The sequence below is a fragment of the Photobacterium sp. GB-50 genome (genome assembly GCF_003026755.1).
GTDB lineage: Bacteria > Pseudomonadota > Gammaproteobacteria > Enterobacterales > Vibrionaceae > Photobacterium.
This window is the reverse complement of sequence record NZ_PYNX01000001.1, coordinates 81,950-101,426: the sequence shown is the minus strand read 5'-3', so window position 1 is coordinate 101,426 and position 19,477 is coordinate 81,950. Positions and strand designations below refer to the sequence as shown.

Annotated in this window: 17 protein-coding genes; 9 read left to right on the top strand and 8 right to left on the bottom strand. The window is 39.4% G+C overall.

Features of this window, described 5'->3' with window-relative positions:
- Position 1: 1 nt before the first annotated feature.
- The 4 genes from C9J41_RS00465 (at position 2) to C9J41_RS00450 (ending at position 3,964) form a co-directional block, all read left to right on the top strand.
- Entirely contained in the window at positions 2–910 is a 909-nt protein-coding gene (locus tag C9J41_RS00465) for a phosphotransferase (protein WP_107205737.1), read from the top strand.
- 45 nt (positions 911–955) lie between these two features.
- The gene (locus tag C9J41_RS00460) at positions 956–1,795 is read left to right on the top strand and encodes a DUF6279 family lipoprotein (RefSeq protein WP_107205738.1); all 840 of its coding nucleotides are present in this window, start codon (positions 956–958) and stop codon (positions 1,793–1,795) included.
- Positions 1,796–1,943: 148 nt separating this feature from the next.
- Entirely contained in the window at positions 1,944–2,483 is a 540-nt protein-coding gene (gene ycfP / locus C9J41_RS00455) for an alpha/beta hydrolase YcfP (RefSeq protein ID WP_107205739.1), read from the top strand.
- A 191-nt stretch (positions 2,484–2,674) separates the two neighbouring features.
- Positions 2,675–3,964, top strand: a complete 1,290-nt coding sequence (locus C9J41_RS00450) for an NAD(P)/FAD-dependent oxidoreductase (protein WP_107205740.1) — start codon at positions 2,675–2,677, stop codon at positions 3,962–3,964.
- Positions 3,965–4,042: 78 nt separating this feature from the next.
- Here the strand turns inward: C9J41_RS00450 and C9J41_RS00445 are convergent, their stop codons facing one another.
- The 5 genes from C9J41_RS00445 to C9J41_RS00425 all read right to left on the bottom strand — a co-directional run bounded on the left by C9J41_RS00445 (position 4,043) and on the right by C9J41_RS00425 (position 9,628).
- Complete coding sequence (locus C9J41_RS00445) at positions 4,043–4,516, bottom strand: FKBP-type peptidyl-prolyl cis-trans isomerase (RefSeq protein ID WP_005367112.1); 474 nt, start codon at positions 4,514–4,516, stop codon at positions 4,043–4,045.
- Between the two features lie 91 nt (positions 4,517–4,607).
- Positions 4,608–4,847: a YecH family metal-binding protein gene (locus C9J41_RS00440; protein WP_107294085.1), complete on the bottom strand. Its 240-nt coding sequence runs from the start codon at positions 4,845–4,847 to the stop codon at positions 4,608–4,610.
- 106 nt (positions 4,848–4,953) lie between these two features.
- Complete coding sequence (locus C9J41_RS00435) at positions 4,954–5,508, bottom strand: GNAT family N-acetyltransferase (protein WP_107205742.1); 555 nt, start codon at positions 5,506–5,508, stop codon at positions 4,954–4,956.
- 81 nt (positions 5,509–5,589) lie between these two features.
- Positions 5,590–9,051, bottom strand: a complete 3,462-nt coding sequence (mfd, locus tag C9J41_RS00430; RefSeq protein WP_107261683.1) for a transcription-repair coupling factor — start codon at positions 9,049–9,051, stop codon at positions 5,590–5,592.
- Complete coding sequence (locus C9J41_RS00425) at positions 9,044–9,628, bottom strand: PilZ domain-containing protein (protein WP_107205744.1); 585 nt, start codon at positions 9,626–9,628, stop codon at positions 9,044–9,046. Before C9J41_RS00425 ends, mfd begins: the two co-directional genes overlap by 8 nt.
- Before the next feature lie 253 nt (positions 9,629–9,881).
- Between C9J41_RS00425 and lolC the strand changes: the two genes are divergently transcribed.
- From lolC to C9J41_RS00405, 4 genes are all read left to right on the top strand, one after another.
- On the top strand, positions 9,882–11,090 hold the full coding sequence (gene lolC, locus C9J41_RS00420; protein ID WP_107205745.1) for a lipoprotein-releasing ABC transporter permease subunit LolC: 1,209 nt from the start codon (positions 9,882–9,884) through the stop codon (positions 11,088–11,090).
- Complete coding sequence (gene lolD, locus C9J41_RS00415; protein WP_107205746.1) at positions 11,083–11,775, top strand: lipoprotein-releasing ABC transporter ATP-binding protein LolD; 693 nt, start codon at positions 11,083–11,085, stop codon at positions 11,773–11,775. Before lolC ends, lolD begins: the two co-directional genes overlap by 8 nt.
- Positions 11,775–13,022: a lipoprotein-releasing ABC transporter permease subunit LolE gene (gene lolE / locus C9J41_RS00410; protein WP_107205747.1), complete on the top strand. Its 1,248-nt coding sequence runs from the start codon at positions 11,775–11,777 to the stop codon at positions 13,020–13,022. Before lolD ends, lolE begins: the two co-directional genes overlap by 1 nt.
- A gap of 677 nt (positions 13,023–13,699) precedes the next feature.
- A complete protein-coding gene (locus tag C9J41_RS00405; RefSeq protein WP_107245440.1) occupies positions 13,700–14,239 on the top strand; it encodes an outer membrane beta-barrel protein in 540 nt (179 codons plus the stop codon).
- Between the two features lie 258 nt (positions 14,240–14,497).
- Here C9J41_RS00405 and C9J41_RS00400 read toward each other — a convergent pair whose 3' ends face one another.
- The 3 genes from C9J41_RS00400 to C9J41_RS00390 all read right to left on the bottom strand — a co-directional run bounded on the left by C9J41_RS00400 (position 14,498) and on the right by C9J41_RS00390 (position 17,135).
- Complete coding sequence (locus C9J41_RS00400; RefSeq protein ID WP_107205749.1) at positions 14,498–15,166, bottom strand: DedA family protein; 669 nt, start codon at positions 15,164–15,166, stop codon at positions 14,498–14,500.
- Between the two features lie 590 nt (positions 15,167–15,756).
- Positions 15,757–16,317: an HdeD family acid-resistance protein gene (locus C9J41_RS00395; protein WP_107205750.1), complete on the bottom strand. Its 561-nt coding sequence runs from the start codon at positions 16,315–16,317 to the stop codon at positions 15,757–15,759.
- Positions 16,318–16,610: 293 nt separating this feature from the next.
- A complete protein-coding gene (locus C9J41_RS00390; RefSeq protein WP_107261681.1) occupies positions 16,611–17,135 on the bottom strand; it encodes a DUF2062 domain-containing protein in 525 nt (174 codons plus the stop codon).
- 31 nt (positions 17,136–17,166) lie between these two features.
- Between C9J41_RS00390 and C9J41_RS00385 the strand changes: the two genes are divergently transcribed.
- A complete protein-coding gene (locus tag C9J41_RS00385; protein ID WP_107294084.1) occupies positions 17,167–19,476 on the top strand; it encodes a DNA internalization-related competence protein ComEC/Rec2 in 2,310 nt (769 codons plus the stop codon).
- The last annotated feature ends 1 nt before the right edge of the window (position 19,477 follow it).

Sequence of the window (19,477 nt, the reverse complement as noted above, 5' to 3'; positions counted from 1 at the left end):
AATGAAAGATAACGAGAGTTTTGATCCCACATTATTGTCTTTGTTACCCGATGTACAATTTCTAACAGCGAGCCCATTAGCGGGCGGTTTAACCAATCGCTGTTGGAAATTATTCCTGTACCATCCTTCAAATAATCAATCTTCCCATTACGTGTGGCGACCATTAACGAGCACGGCTCAAGCTTTTGGTATTAATCGAACGCATGAATATCAGTTATTACGTTTAATTGACGGTTCTAAATTAGCGCCAAAACCCTATGCATTGTTAGACATTAATCTAAATAATAATGAACAAGTATTAATTGTAGATTGGCTTGAAGGCGAACAAGCAGATCAACGATTTACCAATCAGCAACTGTGTCAACTTCAAGCGCGTATTCATGCTTTACCTCTTCCTACCCATCGATTAGATATTAAGCAACGTATTGAGCATTACTGGCAAACGATTGCTGCTAATTTAAAATCAAAACAATTACTATCTATTTACCATTATTTTGATAATCAGAAGATTAATCACTACTTTCCTGATACCTGCTGTCATTTTGATTTAGGGCGTTACAATATTATTGTCCCTAATGACAGTGACCGGTTAGTTGATGTGATGAACGCTAAAGTTATCGATTGGGAATATGCCAGTGCAGGCGATCCTTCTCTTGATTTAACCATGACGATATTAGCTAATGCACTTAGCCCTGAAAAAGCAGTGAAAGATTATTGTGTGGCAAGAGAGGCGTCCGATATCACTTTGGTATCTACTGATGAATGGTTAGAGGCGGTAAATTACTGGCAGCCCTGGTGTGAGTACCTAGCATTACTGTGGTATTTGGTGGGTTATCAAGTTTGGCATGATGATGAATATTTACAGCAAGCTAAACAATTAGAGCTCAAGCTAAAACAATTGGTTACATAGAGACGTTATAGTAAATGTGAAACGTTTGTACAAGGAGACGTACTGATGTTGAAAAGAACGATAAGCATAATCTTTATTTGTGTGGTGTTATCTGGTTGCACATTTAAATTGGTATACAATTCATTGGATTTCTGGATTGATTATTACTTATCAGATTATCTTGATTTGGACTCTCAACAACAGGGTGAGTTAGAGCAAGGTCTTGAAACTGCACTTGCACAACATCGACAGCAACAATTAGCCGTATTTCATAAGTTGATTTCTGCCTTACAAACAGATCTTAAAAAACCGTTAACAGCAGAACAAATTGCCAATTATCATCAGCGTTTTACGCAAGCAGGCGAAGCATCAGTTCTGGTTTTTGTATCACCTATCATTGATGTTGTTAAAACAATGAGCCCTTCACAAATTGCAGCCAGTTTACAAGCGATTGAAAAAGAGATAACTGAGCGACGGGAAGAGCGTTTATCGAAAAGTCCAAAACAACGCCTTGAAGATCGCTATGATGAGCTTGAAGATAAAGCCCAAAAGTGGATTGGACGTCTAACGAAGCAACAAAAGCAGTTGATCCTAAGCTTAGCGCAACTGCAATTACAGCAATCCACAATTTTTCAAAATATAGCGACAGATAACTTGTCACAATTAAAGAGGATACTGAAACAACGTAATAATGCGCAGTTTTCATTGCGTGTCGAACAACAAGTGAAAAATATTCTTTCTCTTAAAAATGCGGTCTATCAAACTCAACTCGATGAGTATTTAAGCCAGCGTTTTGTCATCATGAAGCAGTTAAACGAGAGTTTAAGCCCACAGCAGTTACGCCATTTACAAGGTGAACTCACATCACTTAGAAAAGATATCGCGACATTAATTCAAAAGAAGTAGTGCTGAACGCTTTTTATCAATGCTCCTAGTTTGCAAAGAAGATCATAGTTTTCATTATTATCCTGTTAAACCATATAGAAAGTGGTAGATTTATAACGTCCTATACAAGGGCACGGATGATTTTAAAATTAAGCGAGAGGGAATTGATATGATTATTTATCTACATGGCTTTGATTCAACAAGCCCTGGTAATCATGAAAAGGTATTACAGTTACAGTTTATCGATTCTGATATCCGCTTTGTAAATTACAGTACCCTGCATCCAAAGCATGATATGCAGCATTTACTAAAAGAAGTTCATAAGTTAGTAGACGAGAATAAAGATACAACGCCACTGATCTGTGGGGTTGGGTTGGGGGGCTATTGGGCTGAAAGAATTGGCTTCTTATGCGGTATTAAACAAGTCATTTTTAACCCAAACCTTCATCCTGAAAATAACATGGAAGGACGTATTGATCGTCCAGAAGAATATACTGACATTATGACGAAATGCGTTGAAGGTTTTCGCAAAAAAAATGCAGGTAATTGTCTTTGCATACTTTCAACTAATGACGAAGTATTAGATAATCAAGCTACAAAAGATGAGCTAGATCAATTTTATGATATAGTGTGGGACGAAAATGAAACACATAAGTTTAAAAAGATCTCGCAACATCTACAAACAATAAAAGCGTTTAAAGCGCAATAATAACGAAATATATTACCTCCTATACCTTAGACGGATCATAGATCCGTCTACCTACACATATGTGGCTTTACTGGCTTCAGATCTCTTTTTGCCTAGCATTTTGCGTGCAAAACAGACCACAACAAACAGTCTGCTATGCAATAAGGTATTTGTCAGTTTAAAAAATTTATAAAATTAGAGAGGAAGTGATTTTGACTCGAATTATTGTTGTTGGAGGCGGTGCGGGTGGTTTAGAGCTTGCGACAAAGCTTGGACGTACCCTTGGTCGTAAAGGCCGTGCAGAAGTTACTCTAGTGGATCGCCGTGCAAGTCACTTGTGGAAACCATTACTTCATGAAGTAGCAACAGGCTCATTAGATGCAGGTGTAGATGCTATTAGTTATCGAGCACATGCGAAAAACCATCACTTTGATTTTCAAATGGGCTCATTAGAAACGATAGATCGTGAAAATAAAACGATCACACTTGCTGCATTATTTGATAAGCAAAACGAGCTGTTAGTACCTGAGCGTACATTAGAATACGATATTCTTGTGTTAGCGATTGGTTCTACATCGAATGATTTTAATACTCCGGGTGTGCGTGACCACTGTATTTTCCTTGATAGCCCAGAGCAAGCACACCGTTTCCGTACAGAGATGAACAACCAATTCATGAAGTTACATGGAAACAAAGATCAAAAGACCGTTGATATCGCAATTGTTGGTGCTGGTGCTACTGGTGTTGAATTATCAGCAGAGCTTCATAATGCAGTACAAGAGTTACATAACTACGGTTTCGGTGACTTAGATAGCTCTCGTCTAAACGTAAACCTAGTTGAAGCTGGCGATCGTATTCTTCCGGCATTGCCACCGCGTATTTCTCAAGCGGCACACAGTGAGCTAACGAAATTGGGTGTAACCGTACGTACTGGTACTATGGTCACTAAGGCTGATGAAACAGGCTTAACCACAAAAGATGGCGATCATATTCCAGCACAAATCATGGTATGGGCTGCCGGTATCAAAGCACCTGATTTCATGAAAGATATTGCAGGGCTTGAAACGAACCGTATTAATCAGTTAGTGGTTAAACCAACGCTACAAACGACCCGTGATGATGATATTTATGTGATTGGTGATTTGGCATCTTGTGTGCAGGAAGATGGTTCTTTTGTTCCACCACGAGCGCAAGCGGCACACCAAATGGCAAGCCGTTGTTTCTCAAACATCGTTGCGAAAATTACAGATCGTGAACAGAAACCGTATGTGTATAGCGATCATGGCTCGTTAGTATCACTAAGCCGTTTCTCAACTGTTGGTAGCTTAATGGGTAACCTATCAAAAGGTTCGATGATGGTAGAAGGGCGCATAGCACGTATGGTGTATATCTCACTATACCGTATGCACCAAATGGCGTTACATGGGATGTTTAAAACAGGACTTATTATGTTAGTAAGCCGTATTAACCGTGTACTTCGTCCAAGCTTAAAGCTGCACTAAGTTAGTAATAATGGTTTAATTGATGACATAAAAAACGCCAGCATTTTTGCTGGCGTTTTTGTTTATATCTGTTTTTTATTAGTTGATTTTAAATAACTCAACATCAAAAATGAGCACTGAGCCTGGTGGAATGCTACCTGCACCGTTATTACCATAAGCAAGATTTGCTGGAATAAAGAAACGCATTTTTTCACCAACAACCATATGTTGTAAGCCTTCCGTCCAACCTTTGATCACGCGGTTAAGTGGAAAAGAAATTTTTTCACCACGATCGACTGAGCTATCAAACACGGTGCCATTAATTAAAGTACCGTGGTAATGCACTGTTACGCTATCTGTCGCTTTAGGGTGTTCAGTCCCTGTTCCTTTTTGCAAAACAAGATATTGCAGACCAGAAGGCGTCGTTTGTACGCCTTCTTTTAATTTATTTTCCGCAAGAAAAGCTTCACCTTGCTTAATGTTTTCAGCAGCAACTTGCTTATTGTTGTATGAACGATAAAGGAAAAAAGCGAGTAATACGGCAACAATAACGGCAATAACAATTTTTGACACAATAGTTTCCTTACAAATGAATTTCTTGCATCTTACCACTGTGTCGTTTTTCTAACAGCATGAAACTGTAAAGAATGTTGTGCTTAATCGTTTAATGGTGACACATATTGGCAATGTTAGTCGTAACGATGCCATCTGTAATGGTCACTTTGTTTTTAGCAACAAAAAATTCTAGCAATTGTTCAATCGTTAAATCTTTTAACTTGCAGGTGTAAAACGTCGCATCAGAACCGTAGCTATTCGCAATTTTTTCTTTCAGTGTTTCTATTGTGTACGGCTGTTGAGATTCAATCAGTAAATTAAGGATATCGTGAGCGTGGTATGTATTCATCCGGGAGTTGTCCTTCAATATTGTTTACGAATAAAGCATAAGTGAAGGACCCAAAGAAAATGTTGATGTGTGATAATAAAGTGTATTTTAAATGCAGCTTTTTAGGTTAAGTGAATAAATCGCTTGGTACTAGCGAATAAACAAGACCATCAAGCGGTTTATTATGATAATAAATACGATTACGCGCTTCACATTCAAATTTAGCATTGCATGCTTTTGCTGTTTTTTGGCTAGCATAATTATTGATATGCGTAATGATTTCTAAGCGTGTTAGCCCTAGCATTTGAAAAGCAAATTGTACGGCTGCAATATTCGCCTCAGTCGCAAATCCTTGTCTATGACAACCTGTTTTTATCCAATAGCCTAAATTTGCACTGTTGGTCATAGGAATAATCGCACTAAGAGAAACCGTTCCAATAAACGCATCATCAAAGCGATTAAAGATGGCAAATTCATAGCTAAAATCGGTTTGCCAGCTGAGTCGACTTGCGCTTATCCATTCATGGGCATCATGTTGATCAAAGCGATTATCACACCATTCAAGCCATGGACTTAGTTCATTAACTGAGTCATGTACGGCTGCGAGAAAATCATTGAGATCAGCATTTTTAAATGGGCGAAGAATAAGCCGAGGCGTAGAGATTTCGAAATCAAGTTTCATAGCTATCCTGCCGAAATTCGGAGAGTATCTAAATATAAAGTACTGACCTTGTTCGGTCAGTACTCTTAGAGGATGGTTTACTTACACCATGTGCTGACGAAATTGTTCAAGAAGATCTTCAAGGAACTTTATTCGCTTTTTACGATCACTTTGTTCAGCAATAATTTTCAGTTTTGTTGGGCCATCCATTCTGAAAACATTGGGCTGAGTTTGCAGTAAACCAACAAGGAAGCTTGGATTGATTGCTGCATTTTGATCAAATTCGAAATAGCCGCCTTTTTCACCGTTCTCGATTTTCTTGATGCCAAGCGTGGCAGCTTTAAGTTTGACACTGTTTACCGTCAGTAAGTTCGATGCTGCTTCTGGTAATAAGCCGAATCGGTCAATTAGCTCAACTTTAATTTCGTTTAGCTCGTTGTCATCACTAGTACTTGCGATGCGTTTGTAAAGTGATAAACGAGTATTAATATCAGGGATGTAGTCATCAGGCAGTAGCGCTGGAATACGTAACTCAACTTCTGTTTGTTGTTTAAGTAGATCATCTAGCGAAGGCTCTTTACCTTCTTTTAGAGCCTCAACGGCTTGTTCTAACATCTCCATAAAGAGGCTAAAGCCAACCGATTGAATTTGACCACTCTGTTCGTCACCAAGTAATTCACCAGCACCACGAATTTCTAAATCATGGGTCGCTAACGTAAAGCCAGCACCAAGATCTTCAAGGGAAGAAATGGCTTCAAGGCGTTTCACCGCATCTTTCGTCATACGCTTTGGATGTGGTGTTAATAGGTAAGCATAAGCTTGGTGGTGAGAACGACCAACACGACCACGTAACTGGTGCAACTGAGCCAAGCCAAGATTATCAGCGCGATCCATAATAATGGTATTAGCGGTAGGGACATCGATACCAGTTTCAATAATTGTAGTACACACAAGTACATTGAAGCGCTGGTGGTAAAAATCGCCCATGATCTTTTCGAGTTCACGCTCACGCATTTGACCGTGAGCAAAGGTGATACGGGCTTCAGGGATCAACTTTGCTAAATCTTCGGTCGTTTTTTCAATGCTATCGACTTCATTATGCAGGAAGTAAACCTGACCACCACGGCTGATTTCACGTAACACAGCTTCACGAATAACAGCATCATCGGATTGGCGAACAAATGTTTTGATCGCTAAACGACGCGCTGGTGGTGTGGCGATTATCGAAAGATCGCGCATCCCGCTCATTGCCATGTTTAAGGTACGAGGGATCGGTGTTGCCGTTAAGGTTAAGATATCGACATTGGCACGAATCGCTTTGATTTTTTCTTTCTGACGTACACCAAAGCGATGCTCTTCATCGACAATCAATAAGCCTAAATCATGGTAGTTCACACTGCTATTTAGTAGCTTATGAGTACCAATTAAGATGTCGATTTTACCTTCTTCGACATCCGCTAAAATTTGTTTTTGCTCTTTCGCTGTTTTAAATCGAGATAGCACTTCGACACGCACTGGCGTATTAGCAAAGCGGTCACGGAAGTTTTCAAAGTGCTGTTGTGCCAATAGGGTAGTTGGCACTAACACAGTTACCTGTTTGTTGTTATCAACAGCCACAAATGCAGCACGCATAGCGACTTCAGTTTTACCAAAGCCCACATCACCACAAACAAGGCGATCCATGACCTTGGTTTGGCACATATCAGACAGAACTGCGTTAATTGCTAAGGCTTGATCGTAGGTTTCTTCATAAGGGAAACCTGCGCTAAATTCAGCGTACGCCTCACGATCTAGGGTAAATTTAACGCCTGGTTTTAACTCGCGTTTAGCGTAAACATCCAGTAATTCAGCCGCCACATCACGGACTTTTTCTGCTGCTTTTCGGCGAGCCTTAGACCATGCTTCGCCACCTAATTTATGAATAGGTGCAGTATCTTCAGCACCACCTGAGTAGCTACTAATTAAATGCAGTGATGCAACAGGAACATAGAGTTTAGCGCCACCTTGATATTCAAGTGTCACATATTCGGTTTTAATACCGCCAGCTTCAAGGGTTTGTAAACCTTGGTAACGGCCTATGCCGTGATCAATGTGAACGACAGGTTGCCCCACTTGCAGTTCAGCAAGGTTACGGATAATCGTATCGGCATTGACCGTGGTTTTTTTATCATCGCGACGACGGCGTTGAACAATACGCTCACCAAGTAAGTCACTTTCGCATAAGAATGCAACAGCAGGATCATCAAGAATAAAGCCATTTTCAGCAGAGCCAATAACAAGGCTATGTTTGGTTGGATTATCAAGGGCTTCATCTAAGGTTTTACAAACCAATGGACGGACTTTGATCCGTGCTAATAGATCGAGCAGCGCTTCTCGGCGGCCTTCAGAGGCTACAGAGAAAATGACTTTGCCTTGGAATTGCTCATCAAAGCGTCTGAGTTCAGCAAACGGCTCTTTAAGTTGATGATTAATCGTGATGCTAGGGACGGGTTTTAATTCAGGATTAAAACGGCCTGCTTTTTGGCTATCGACAGGCTCCGACTGAATACGAACACGAGGCAGATTCTTAAAGCCTGTGAACATTTCATCTTTTGTTAGCCATAGCTCTTTAGGTTCAAGTAAAGGACGCAATGGATCAACACGGCGTTGATCGTAACGGTATTCAGCATCGGCTAAAAAGCTATCAACGGCAGGCTCTAAATCACCCAGTGTGATAAGCAAAGAAGTATCAGGTAAGTAATCAAATAAGGTTTCTGTTTTATCGAAAAACAGTGGTTGCCAGTATTCAATACCTGCAGGCCATGTACGTTTGCTGACTTGTTGATAAATAGATTCTGGTTCTCGGCGAGCTTCAAAACGTTCACGCCAGCGCATACGGAAATTTTCAACTGCGATTTCATCCGTTGGGAACTCATGCGCTGGTAATAAATCGATACTATCAATTTCACCGGTGGAGCGTTGGTTATCTGGATCAAATTGACGAATAGAGTCGACTTCATCGTCAAAAAAATCGATACGGTAAGGTGATTGACTCCCCATTGGGAACAAATCAAGCAGCGAGCCTCGGCTGGCATACTCGCCATGCTCCATCACTTGATCAACATGACGATAACCTGATACTTCAAGCTGTAAGCGCAGCTTTTCAAGTGACATTCGATCGCCAGCTTTTACGATTAAAGCATGCTGGTGGATAAATTCTCTTGGGGTTTGACGCTGAAGTAAGGTACTGATCGGCACCAAAATAATGCCAGATTTTTGGCTTGGCATTTTGTATAAACGCGCTAAACGTTCTGAAATAATATCTTGGTGTGGCGAGAAATTATCATAAGGCAAGGTTTCCCAATCTGGAAAAACGTTTACCTCGACATCGCAAAATTGCGTGATTTCTGGCTGAAGTTTTAAGGCTGTTTGGGTATCAGGCACCACCGCAAGAACTGGGCCTTTATGCGATGCGGCCACTTCTGCAAAAGACAGTGCAAGGGCTGCCCCCTTGATATTACCGATATAACGGTTATCGCCAGCCTTACTAGGTAAGGGTATAGAAAGTAAGTGTTTATTATTCATCGTTATTATTTAATTGTCGTTGTTGAGCACGTTGGCGTAAAAGTTTTTGCTGGCTATATAAAGCGGCGCGGATCAGCAAATCTCGATCATCTTCAAGCAAACGGGTATAACGCAATTTAATGATAAATTGCTCATCGCTAGCAATACTTTCGGTGACTTCAGCGTAGCAAAAAATAGCAGCGGCTGGGTAATCTAAAAACAGTTTCACTCTAACATTAGTGCCAACCGGATAGGAAGATGAACTGGTAAAACTAAGGTTACTTGCGCCAAAAGTTAAGGTAGTAAAACGATAGGTAGGATCATCTTGCTGCGATAAAACATAAGACAGTAATAGATTAATTTTACTGTTTTGTGCTGCAAGATAATCCATCAATGCTTGGGTTTCATTTTTGTTGAAACTGGCGAATAAACGATCGGCATTGTCTTCTAACGTCGAACACTCGCTGGCAATACGAAATAAAGGCGGGATTTCGGCATTGAAATCTTGTTCATCAGGTACGCTTTCATTAGATGATAAACGTTCAACGTTAATAGTAAGCCCTAGCTGGACTGAAAAATACTCATCTTGTTGTGTCATAGCGCACTCACTGTGAATAAATCCTATTTCAAACTAATAATAGGAGCGGATGCCATAACTGACAGCCACAGCATATAAAGCTTGATTTAATTGGACTGATTATTACTTAGCAATCATGCAAGGGCAAGAAAAGCGGCGTAAGTGTTTATCATTTAGTCACTGAATTTACATTACATTTACTATGTCGGATGGTAATTAAGGGTGTGAACGAGTATTCTTTACCAACCTAATAAAGGAGTGGTTTCTCAATCCTATGTTTCATCCAGTGTCTTTTTATATTGGCTTACGTTATTTACGTGGTCGTTCAGGCGATCGCTTTAGTCGCTTTGTCTCTTATATGTCTACAGCCGGTATTACTATTGGTGTAATGGCGTTAATTACCGTTATGTCTGTGATGAACGGTTTTGAAGATCAGCTAAAAGGTCGAATTTTAGGTGTTCTACCGCAAGCCGTCGTATCGAGTGCAGATGGACGAGTACCGTTATCAGAAAACGCACCAGAGGCATTAAAACAATTGCCACATGTGACAGGTGTAACGGCGATCACACGTGGTGAAGCGATTATACAAAGTGCAAACTCTATTGCTGCCGGTACGATGATTGGTATTGAACCTAATCAATATGATCCCATCTCTCGTCATATGATGGTGGGGAGCTTAAGTGATCTTACTCCTGGGAGTTTTAAAGTGGTTATTGGCCAAGCGTTGGCCGTTGAACTGGGTGTTCAACCGGGCGATAAAATTCGTCTGATGGTGACCAGTGCAAGCCAATTTACGCCAATTGGTCGTATGCCGAGCCAACGAAAATTTGAAGTTTCGGGTATTTATGACACGGGCTCTGATGTTGATAACCAATTGGTATACACCAATATTTCAGATGCTGGACGTTTATTACGCTATAAACAGGATCAAATGACAGGTTGGCGTTTATACCTTGATGATCCATTCGTTGTTCCTGAATTAGCTAAATTGAAATTACCCAATGGTTGGACATGGTCTGATTGGCGCGAGCAGCGCGGTGAGCTGTTCCAGGCAGTAAAAATGGAAAAGAATATGATGGGCTTAATGCTTAGCTTGATCATAGGTGTGGCGGCTTTTAACATCATTTCTGCTTTAGTGATGGTGGTGATGGAGAAACAATCAGAAGTTGCAATATTAAAAACCCAAGGTATGACTCACCGCCAAGTCTTGATGATTTTTATTGTTCAAGGGGCAAGTAGTGGTGTTATCGGTGCCTTATTAGGTGGCTTACTCGGCGCGTTAGTGGCGCACTATCTTAATGCCATTATTTCTGTATTGGGTGTCGATTTAGCATCGATCGGTGGCACGTTACCCACCGTGATTGAACCGATGCAAATTATGTTTGTTATTTTAGGCGCTATAAGCTTGAGTTTATTAGCGACTATTTTTCCTTCTTATCGTGCGGCCGCTGTCCGTCCTGCTGAGGCTCTTCGTTATGAATAATGCGTTGTTATCTTGTCACCAAGTTTGTAAAACCTATAAAGAAGGGCAGTTTGAGACAGAAGTTTTAAAGCAAGTTGATTTAGAGATTGCTGACAATGAGTTGGTCGCCATTGTGGGATCATCTGGCTCAGGGAAAAGTACACTGTTGCACATTCTGGGGGCTTTAGATGAACCCACTGATGGAGAAGTGTTCTTTAAAGGGCAGCGCTTAGATATTTTAAGTGCGAACAAACAAGCGAAAATTCGTAATCAAGAAATTGGCTTTGTATACCAGTTTCACCACTTACTTGCGGACTTTACTGCCGTTGAAAATGTCGCTATGCCGTTGTTAATTGGTGGTAAAAGTGTCAGTCAAGCGCGTACATGTGCACAAGATATGCTGGCTTTAGTGGGGCTTAGTCATCGTTATGAGCACCGTCCTTCGGAATTGAGTGGTGGTGAACGTCAACGTGTTGCCATTGCGCGTGCCTTGGTTAACAATCCTTCTATTGTTTTAGCTGACGAACCTACGGGGAATCTTGATCATAAAACGGCATTAGAAATTTATGATTTAATGCGTAAATTAAATGCAGAATCAGGTACCGCATTTTTAGTCGTGACCCATGATAGTGAATTAGCAGCAAAACTTGACCGTTGTATGCATATGCAAGATGGCGTGTTATCTCAAGTCGTTGTGGAGGCTTAATGTTTCGCCCTCTTTCTTTATATATAGGTAGTCGTTTTAATCGTTCGAAAAAACGTAACCGAATGGTGTCATTTATTTCAATGTCATCGATGTTAGGTATTGCCGTTGGTGTTGCGGTGATCATTGTTGGTCTGTCAGCAATGAATGGTTTTGAACGTGAACTACAAACCCGTGTGTTATCTGTGATCCCACAGGGTGAGTTACAGGCGGTTGAGCCTCCTTTAAATAATTGGCAACCGCTAGTTAAGCAAATAGAAAAACACCCGGATGTAACAGCGGCTGCGCCTTATGTTGAATTCACTGCGTTACTTGAAAAAGGCACAAAGTTAAAAGCTGTTGGTGTTCGAGGTGTTAACCCTCAAGAGCAACTTAAAGTCAGTGAATTACCGCACTATGTTTTAAATGATGCGTGGAGCAAATTTACTGCTGGTAAAAAAGAAGTCATTTTAGGTCAAGGCGTTGCTAAAAGCCTGAATGTGAAAGTGGGAGACTGGTTAACCGCATTGCTTCCTGATGCCGATCCTGAAATGACCCAGCTTCGTGCTCCGCATCGAATTCGATTACAAGTAGCGGGTATTTTAGCGCTTGGGGGAGAAATTGATCATAAATTGGCGCTAGTGCCAATGGCTGATGCACAAAAATACATGGATATGGGGCAAGGTGTCTCAGGTATTCAAATTAAAGTGGATAAAGTACTACAAGCGCAGCGTATTGTAAAAGAAGTGGGTAATACGCTTCCTGTCTATGTTTATCTGAAAAGTTGGACACAACAATACGGCTATATGTACCGTGATATTCAGTTAGTCCGTACGATTATGTATTTAGTTATGGTATTGGTTATTGGGGTTGCGTGTTTCAACATCGTTTCAACCTTAATGATGGCAGTAAAAGATCGGGCCTCTGATATCGCGATTTTAAGAACCATGGGGGCAAGTGATCGCTTAGTGAAATCCATCTTTATTTGGCATGGCGTATTATCTGGTGTGTTAGGTAGCGTGATGGGGTCAATATTTGGTAGCTTAGTTGCTGTTAACTTAACTCATATAGTTCGAGTGATAGAAAAAATCATTGGTCACCGGTTCTTATCGGGGGATATTTATTTTATTGATTTCCTACCCACTCAGTTAGCCTATAAAGATGTGTTAATTGTATCTATAACAGCAATTATACTCAGCCTTGTTGCTACTTGGTATCCCGCTCGTAGGGCAAGTAGTTTGCAACCTGCCAGAGTACTAAGTGCGAAATAGTCTTATTGTATTATTGATATCAAACGGAGCCACATTGGCTCCGTTTTTGTATCTATAGATTAAACTACTTAGAATTTTTCAAGTGTTGACGTTTTGATTTTCAATTACGTATACCTGCGATTGTTGAATCATAATACCCGGAAGGACTGTCATTATTGATATGTGTTTAAGCGATCTTGTTCTCTTATAAATAGAGAAAAGTTGCTGTCATTATGCGATTAAATTCAAGGTCATTAATTAATAAAAATAGATGAAGTCTCTACGTGATAAAAATAAAGAACAATAAATAAAAGGTAGACGATTCTTACGTTAGTTTTAGTGGTCATTATTTGGTCGATAAATAAATAATATTCACAATATTGTGAATTTTATTTTTATTTTATTTTTAACAATGCTTTTTTATTTACCTGATTGGTTGTTTTTTTGTGCTCTTGTGGGTGAGTTCAACTGAATAATTAAACTTTTTTCTTATAAATTGTGAATGGTGTTCATTTTAAAATTAATTAAGTTGTTTCATTTAACAGGGATGAAACTGCGTGCTAATTTTGTCGCCACTGATTTATGGATACAAGTGTCGTAGACGGATTGTTACTTCTCTATTTAAGTAACCTAACTAAGTAAAGGGATTGCACTAAAGTGGACAACTTGTTTAAAAATAAAAACATTTAGGAAAAATAATGAAAAAGAATGCACTAAGCCTTCTAGTGGCACTATCTGTATTAGCTCCTGTTGCAGCACAAGCAGCCGTTCAACTACCTGCTGGTACTCAAGAGATCGGTGTACAAGGTAACGCAAAACTAGGTAGTGGCTGGCATGCAGATATTAACGGTACTTACGGTACTTTCGTTAAAGATAACTGGGAAGTAGGTGGTACTGCGACTGTTCGTGCTCAAGACGCTAATGATGAGCTTAGTGGTCAGCTAGGTGTATTCACCGAGTACAACTTCGTGAACTCTACTAACTGGGTTCCTTACGTAGGTGCTGCTGCTGAAGTTGGTGGTCTATCTCTAAGCAACCAAGGTTCTGACAGCAACTGGGGCGCAAATGCTAAGTTCTCTGCTGGTGTTAAATACTTTATTAATCCTAACGTTGCTATCACTTCTGAAGTTAACTACAGCATCGCAACTGATAAGATCTTCTCTAGTGATTCTTACTCAAGCGAGCAAGCTAAGAACAGCCTAACTAATATCGTATTCGGTACTCGTTTCTACTTCTAAGTATAAACAGTATTACGATGTAATAAAAAACCCGCTAAAGCGGGTTTTTTTGTATCTAAAATAGGTGCCATAATAGCGAAATAGTGGTTTAAACCATCACAATAAGCCCCTGTTATTTATTAGCATAAGCGTGTTATTTAAGATACAAAGTCAATCAAGTTCCAAAAGCTGATAGGGTATGCTTAGAACCAAAAAGTCTGCTTATCCACTCACTTTTATTGTGCAGTGTGTCAGCAGACTTTTGTTATATATTGCTTGTTACAACATGGCTTTGTTTTTCTTAAAGCGTTTTAGTAACCAATTGCTTGATAAGCTAACAATAGCAATAGCGAGAGTAACAAATGGTGCAACCATCAATACCATTGTTGCGACTTTGGCGATTTTTTCTGGAAGAAGCGTTAATAAATAACCTAACCCTGTTAATAGTAATACCCAAGCTGTAGCACTTAACCAAGCAAAACGGAAAAAGTGAGCCTGACTTTTAATCCTAAATCCCATCATTAAAGGTAATAAAGGGCGGACAACAGGAATAAATCGTGCGGTAAACAAAGCAACAATACCATGACGAATAAGTAAATTATCCACAGTTTTCATTCGATGAGGTGGCACCATATTCACCCAGCCTTTTACTTTTGGTAGGTGATCTAGCCAGCGACCTTGCAAGTAAGCTAGCCAACTACCGATGGCTGATGCCACGATTAGTAAGAAGACAATCAATTTAAAATCGATGATCCCCATTGCACCTAATGTTCCAGCAAGAATAACAATGCTATCGCAAGGTAGGGGAGCTGCAGGTAAAAATGCACTTTCTAACCAAATGACAAATGTTACACAAACATAAATCATCACCATGCTTTCTGGGTTTTGTAATGCAACAAAATCTTGATGCCAGAGCGCAGAAAAAATAGATACAAATGAATCAAGCATCTATGTGTCCTTGTAATAAAAGTAGAAAATAAAAGTCGGTTGACGTTAGTGAAACAGTTGTTCCCGACTATGTGTAAAACGAAATTGAAAATTGGCTAGAGGTAAAAGTTTTTTCCGTTTTAAACAAAAATTTTCTATAGCTATCAGTATGTAAGAGAGTGAAACACTACTCTTTTGTTGTAACAAAGCAAGCAAATGATCACGTTGATGAGACAACGGAGAGCTCACCAGTTTAGGTAATGAGAGTAAAACGCGATAGCGCTGCGTTGAAGATATAAAAGTAGAGTCAACAGACGTTATTGGTGTCGTTTGTTTAAGGTATTGATTTGTATTAATAGCGCTTGCTGTTGCAGATGCACAGTGATGAAAGAAAATGCAACCAAGCAATAATGAGAAAACGTATAATCGTTGAATACACGGCATTGCTATATCTTAGTTAAAGTAATCTGCAGCGTTATTAGTACTGAAATTACAACTAAATAGCAAACGTTTAGTTGTGTACAAATATTGCAAATACGCGATGGTATCTGAATTAAAAAAGCCTCAATATCAAAAATATTGAGGCTTTTTATTTAGATTCCATTTTTATGTTATTTATTTTGAACCACTTTTTTCATTTGAGTACCAATGAAAATAAAGCTGAAGCCTTCAAATAGTAGTGATACACCAACAAAAATACCCAGTAATGACATAGAGAATTCTGGATTATTCATCAGAGTAAAGAAATAGATACCAATAGCAGTAGAAATCAAACCACTGATTACAATCCAGCGCCAACCTGCAAGGTGTTTACGACTATTAAAACCAAATAGCATACGCGTAACACCGTTGAAAATCATTGTGGCTATCATTAATACGGTAATAGTAACTAAGCCAATAAACGGTTGGCTTAGAATAAATAAGCCGCCAATTAAATAGAATAGCGCACTAATAACGTACCAAATTTTAGTTTTCCAATCATGAATACTAAAGGTGTGATAGACCTGTACTAGACCAATCACAAGGAAAATGGTCCCTACAATTGTTGTGATTGTCATACCCGCAGCAATAGGTAAGCTAATTGCAAAAACACCGGCTAATGCGACAATAACTCCAACAATAATAAACCATTTCCAGCCTTTGCTAAGCATTGAGCTCACAGGGTTATCCATAATAAGTACCTTAAAAGTAAAATGTGTAATTTAAATGTTTTCCTAATACTAGACGTAATTATTTGATTTGCTAGTAAAACCTCTATTGATAAACAGTAATTTAAGTTTTTGAATAAAACATATGATGAAAATGGATAGTGAGTATTAACGAAAATTGAACTGGCAATGAAAATTGTGAAAAATGAAACAGGCGGGTAATTAAATGTGTTTTTTTGATCTAAAAAATAAAGATAAAAGAAGAAAGCCTCTCGTCATAGAGGCTTTTGCTTATTTATATTTTAAAAGTATTAAAGCTAGTGGTTTTTACCAATTCGGAATTTACGCTTATTCCAGCTTCTCACAACGGAATAACGCCATAAGCTACGGATGCCAAAATAGCCGATAAGCGCTGATACTACACTGCAAATAAAGCAGCCAAGTAAAAATGGGGGGCCAATTTGGCTCATTTGGTTAAGTAAAAAATCCCATGAAAGCTCAAAGTGAAACGCGATGTTAGGACTATTCAATACCCAAGCGCCTAACTTGTAAGCACCATAGAATAAAACAGGCATAGTCACAGGGTTACTTACCCAAACGAGAGCTACTGAAAGAGGCAGATTTACACCAAATAAAATAGCTAACCCAGCTGCCATAATCATTTGACTAGGAAGTGGTACGAAAGCCATGAATAAGCCAACGGCAAATGCACCTGACGCAGAACGACGGTTTAAGCACCATAAGTTCGGGTTATAAAGTACATTACCAAAGATCTTAAGTGCTTTTTGGCGCTTAATGACTTCATGGCTTGGTAAGAACTTTTTTATAAGATGTCTAGGCATAATTAGTATTTATTAAAATGGCGATAACAGCATGTTACAAACATCATTAGGTATCGCAATAGGTTTTCATTCACTGCATTGGTTATCATTTCTACCACCGTACTGGTGGTATATGACAGCAATAATAGTCAGCCTTGTTATTTTTTATTATTGTAAAAACCATTTTCTTTTCTGGTTTTCAATAAGTGCTTTTCTAGCGGTGTTATGTGCCGAACAATATCGTAAAAAAGTTGAAGACATTCCGCTAAATCGCACAAATCTTACCATAAATGTTCGTATAAGTGCTGTAATAAATGAAAATATACCAATTTCAAATATTGAAGTAGAGGTTGTTGATAATTATTTTCATTCATCGCCTGATAATCCTGTTTTGGATGCATCTCATAGGTTATTTCTGATTTGGCCGGATGCGCCAACATTAAAGCAAGGTCAAATTTGGCACTTACCTGTTAAGTTGAGTCGAATTGTTGGACGTGTAAATCAAGCTGGCTTTGATGCAGAACGATATGCTGTGAGTCGAAATGTACATGGTAATGCTGTGGTGCGTCATCGATTATCATCGCTGCCATTATTACTTCCATCAAGAATAACTTGGCGACAGCAACTCTATGATAAGGCGTTAGGTTATGTCGAAAATATGCCGAATAAAGCATACCTATTAGCATTAGCGTTTGGTGACCGAAGTGGATTAACGAAAGTAGATTGGCTTCATTTAAGAGACAGTGGAACGGCTCATTTGTTAGCTATTTCAGGGTTACACATCGCACTTGCCATGTTATTAGGGTGGCAAATAGGCCTAAAATGTAAGCTTTTCTTGCCGCAGAAGCGTTACTTTATTTGGTTACCGATGATAACAGGGTTATGTATCGCATTTTCCTATGCCTGGTTAAGTGGCTTCACTACGCCGACCATACGTGCATTAATTATGTGTGTGTTTCTCGGGATCTTGAAAACAACAGATGTGTATTGGCGCCATTGGCAACTATTATTAGCTGCGTTAGCATTAAGTGTATTTATTGACCCATTCGCCATTTATAGTGCTTCTTTCTGGCTATCATTTTATGCCGTTGGTGTTTTAATTTTAGTTACCCTAAGCCAGCGCTATTTTACAGGAAGAAGCGTATTTGATGACTCGATATCGAGCAATCGCTTCAAAGCGTTTTTATTTAAACTAGCAAAAATTCAGCTTTGGCTATTGGTGCTAATGTTACCCATACAATGGTTATGGTTCGGTGGCGTATCGCTAGCAGCTCCTATTGCTAATATAGTTGCTGTTCCTTTGGTCAGTATCATCACGGTTCCTTTAGTATTATTAGCACTGCTGACGTTATGGTTTCCACCCGTTTCTTCATTGTTTTGGCAATGTGCTGACTGGTCTTTAATTCCTATCATTGAAGGGAACCAATGGTTGGAAGGTGCGTGGTATCCATTATCAGTGAACCTAACCCCTTTACTTTGGGGAGTTATCATCATTTTTGTTGCATTGATGTTATTGCCTTTATCGTCATTTAAGTGGCTATATAGCTCGGTGATAGTAATTACATTGTGTTGGTTTATTAAAGAGCCGGTAAAGTCGCATTGGAAAATGTTGGTACTTGATGTTGGACATGGATTAGCGGTACTGATTATTAAAAATAACAAGGCTGTATTATATGATACTGGCAATCGATGGGAGGATAGAGCCGTTGCTGAAACCACTATTCTACCAATTCTGAGACAGCTAGGTATAAAGCAATTAGATTATTTAATTATTAGTCACGATGACAGTGATCATGCGGGTGGAAAAACAATCATTATCGAGAAGTTATCACCGCAATATAAGTACAGTAGTAATTTTGAAAAGGGATATTTGCCATGCCAGAAAGGCCAAACATGGCATTGGCAAGGTTTGACATTCAAAGTCCAATGGCCTTTACAGCGCGTGTATCATGCCCGAAATCCTCATTCTTGCGTTATCCATGTTCAAAATAGTGAGCTTCAAGGCCCATCCGTGTTATTAACGGGTGATATTGATGCGATTGCTGAGTTGATGATGTTAAAGAGCGCACCGACACTGGATGCTGATATTTTGTTAGTTCCTCACCATGGTAGCAAAACGTCATCAACGCATACCTTTATTGACACGATAAAGCCCTCATTAGCCGTTGTTTCTACTAGTTATTATAATGCATGGAATTTGCCAGCAAAAAGTATCAAAGCACGGTATCAGGATCGAGGGATTGAGTGGTTATCAACGGGAAATTCGGGGCAGATAAGCGTGACTATTAACGGACGAAACTACCAAGTTATTACTGAGCGACAACACTCAGCCACACAGTGGTATCGTCCTCGTTGGTTATAAG

Excerpts from the sequence above, each read along its gene's own strand:
- C9J41_RS00465 (WP_107205737.1), top strand. The coding sequence starts at position 2 with ATGAAAGATAACGAGAGTTTTGATCCCACATTATTGTCTTTGTTACCC.
- C9J41_RS00460 (WP_107205738.1), top strand. The coding sequence starts at position 956 with ATGTTGAAAAGAACGATAAGCATAATCTTTATTTGTGTGGTGTTATCT.
- ycfP (WP_107205739.1), top strand. The coding sequence starts at position 1,944 with ATGATTATTTATCTACATGGCTTTGATTCAACAAGCCCTGGTAATCAT.
- C9J41_RS00440 (WP_107294085.1), bottom strand. The coding sequence starts at position 4,847 with ATGAATACATACCACGCTCACGATATCCTTAATTTACTGATTGAATCT.
- C9J41_RS00435 (WP_107205742.1), bottom strand. The coding sequence starts at position 5,508 with ATGAAACTTGATTTCGAAATCTCTACGCCTCGGCTTATTCTTCGCCCA.
- mfd (WP_107261683.1), bottom strand. The coding sequence starts at position 9,051 with ATGAATAATAAACACTTACTTTCTATACCCTTACCTAGTAAGGCTGGC.
- C9J41_RS00425 (WP_107205744.1), bottom strand. The coding sequence starts at position 9,628 with ATGACACAACAAGATGAGTATTTTTCAGTCCAGCTAGGGCTTACTATT.
- lolC (WP_107205745.1), top strand. The coding sequence starts at position 9,882 with ATGTTTCATCCAGTGTCTTTTTATATTGGCTTACGTTATTTACGTGGT.
- lolD (WP_107205746.1), top strand. The coding sequence starts at position 11,083 with ATGAATAATGCGTTGTTATCTTGTCACCAAGTTTGTAAAACCTATAAA.
- lolE (WP_107205747.1), top strand. The coding sequence starts at position 11,775 with ATGTTTCGCCCTCTTTCTTTATATATAGGTAGTCGTTTTAATCGTTCG.
- C9J41_RS00405 (WP_107245440.1), top strand. The coding sequence starts at position 13,700 with ATGAAAAAGAATGCACTAAGCCTTCTAGTGGCACTATCTGTATTAGCT.
- C9J41_RS00400 (WP_107205749.1), bottom strand. The coding sequence starts at position 15,166 with ATGCTTGATTCATTTGTATCTATTTTTTCTGCGCTCTGGCATCAAGAT.
- C9J41_RS00395 (WP_107205750.1), bottom strand. The coding sequence starts at position 16,317 with ATGGATAACCCTGTGAGCTCAATGCTTAGCAAAGGCTGGAAATGGTTT.
- C9J41_RS00390 (WP_107261681.1), bottom strand. The coding sequence starts at position 17,135 with ATGCCTAGACATCTTATAAAAAAGTTCTTACCAAGCCATGAAGTCATT.
- C9J41_RS00385 (WP_107294084.1), top strand. The coding sequence starts at position 17,167 with ATGTTACAAACATCATTAGGTATCGCAATAGGTTTTCATTCACTGCAT.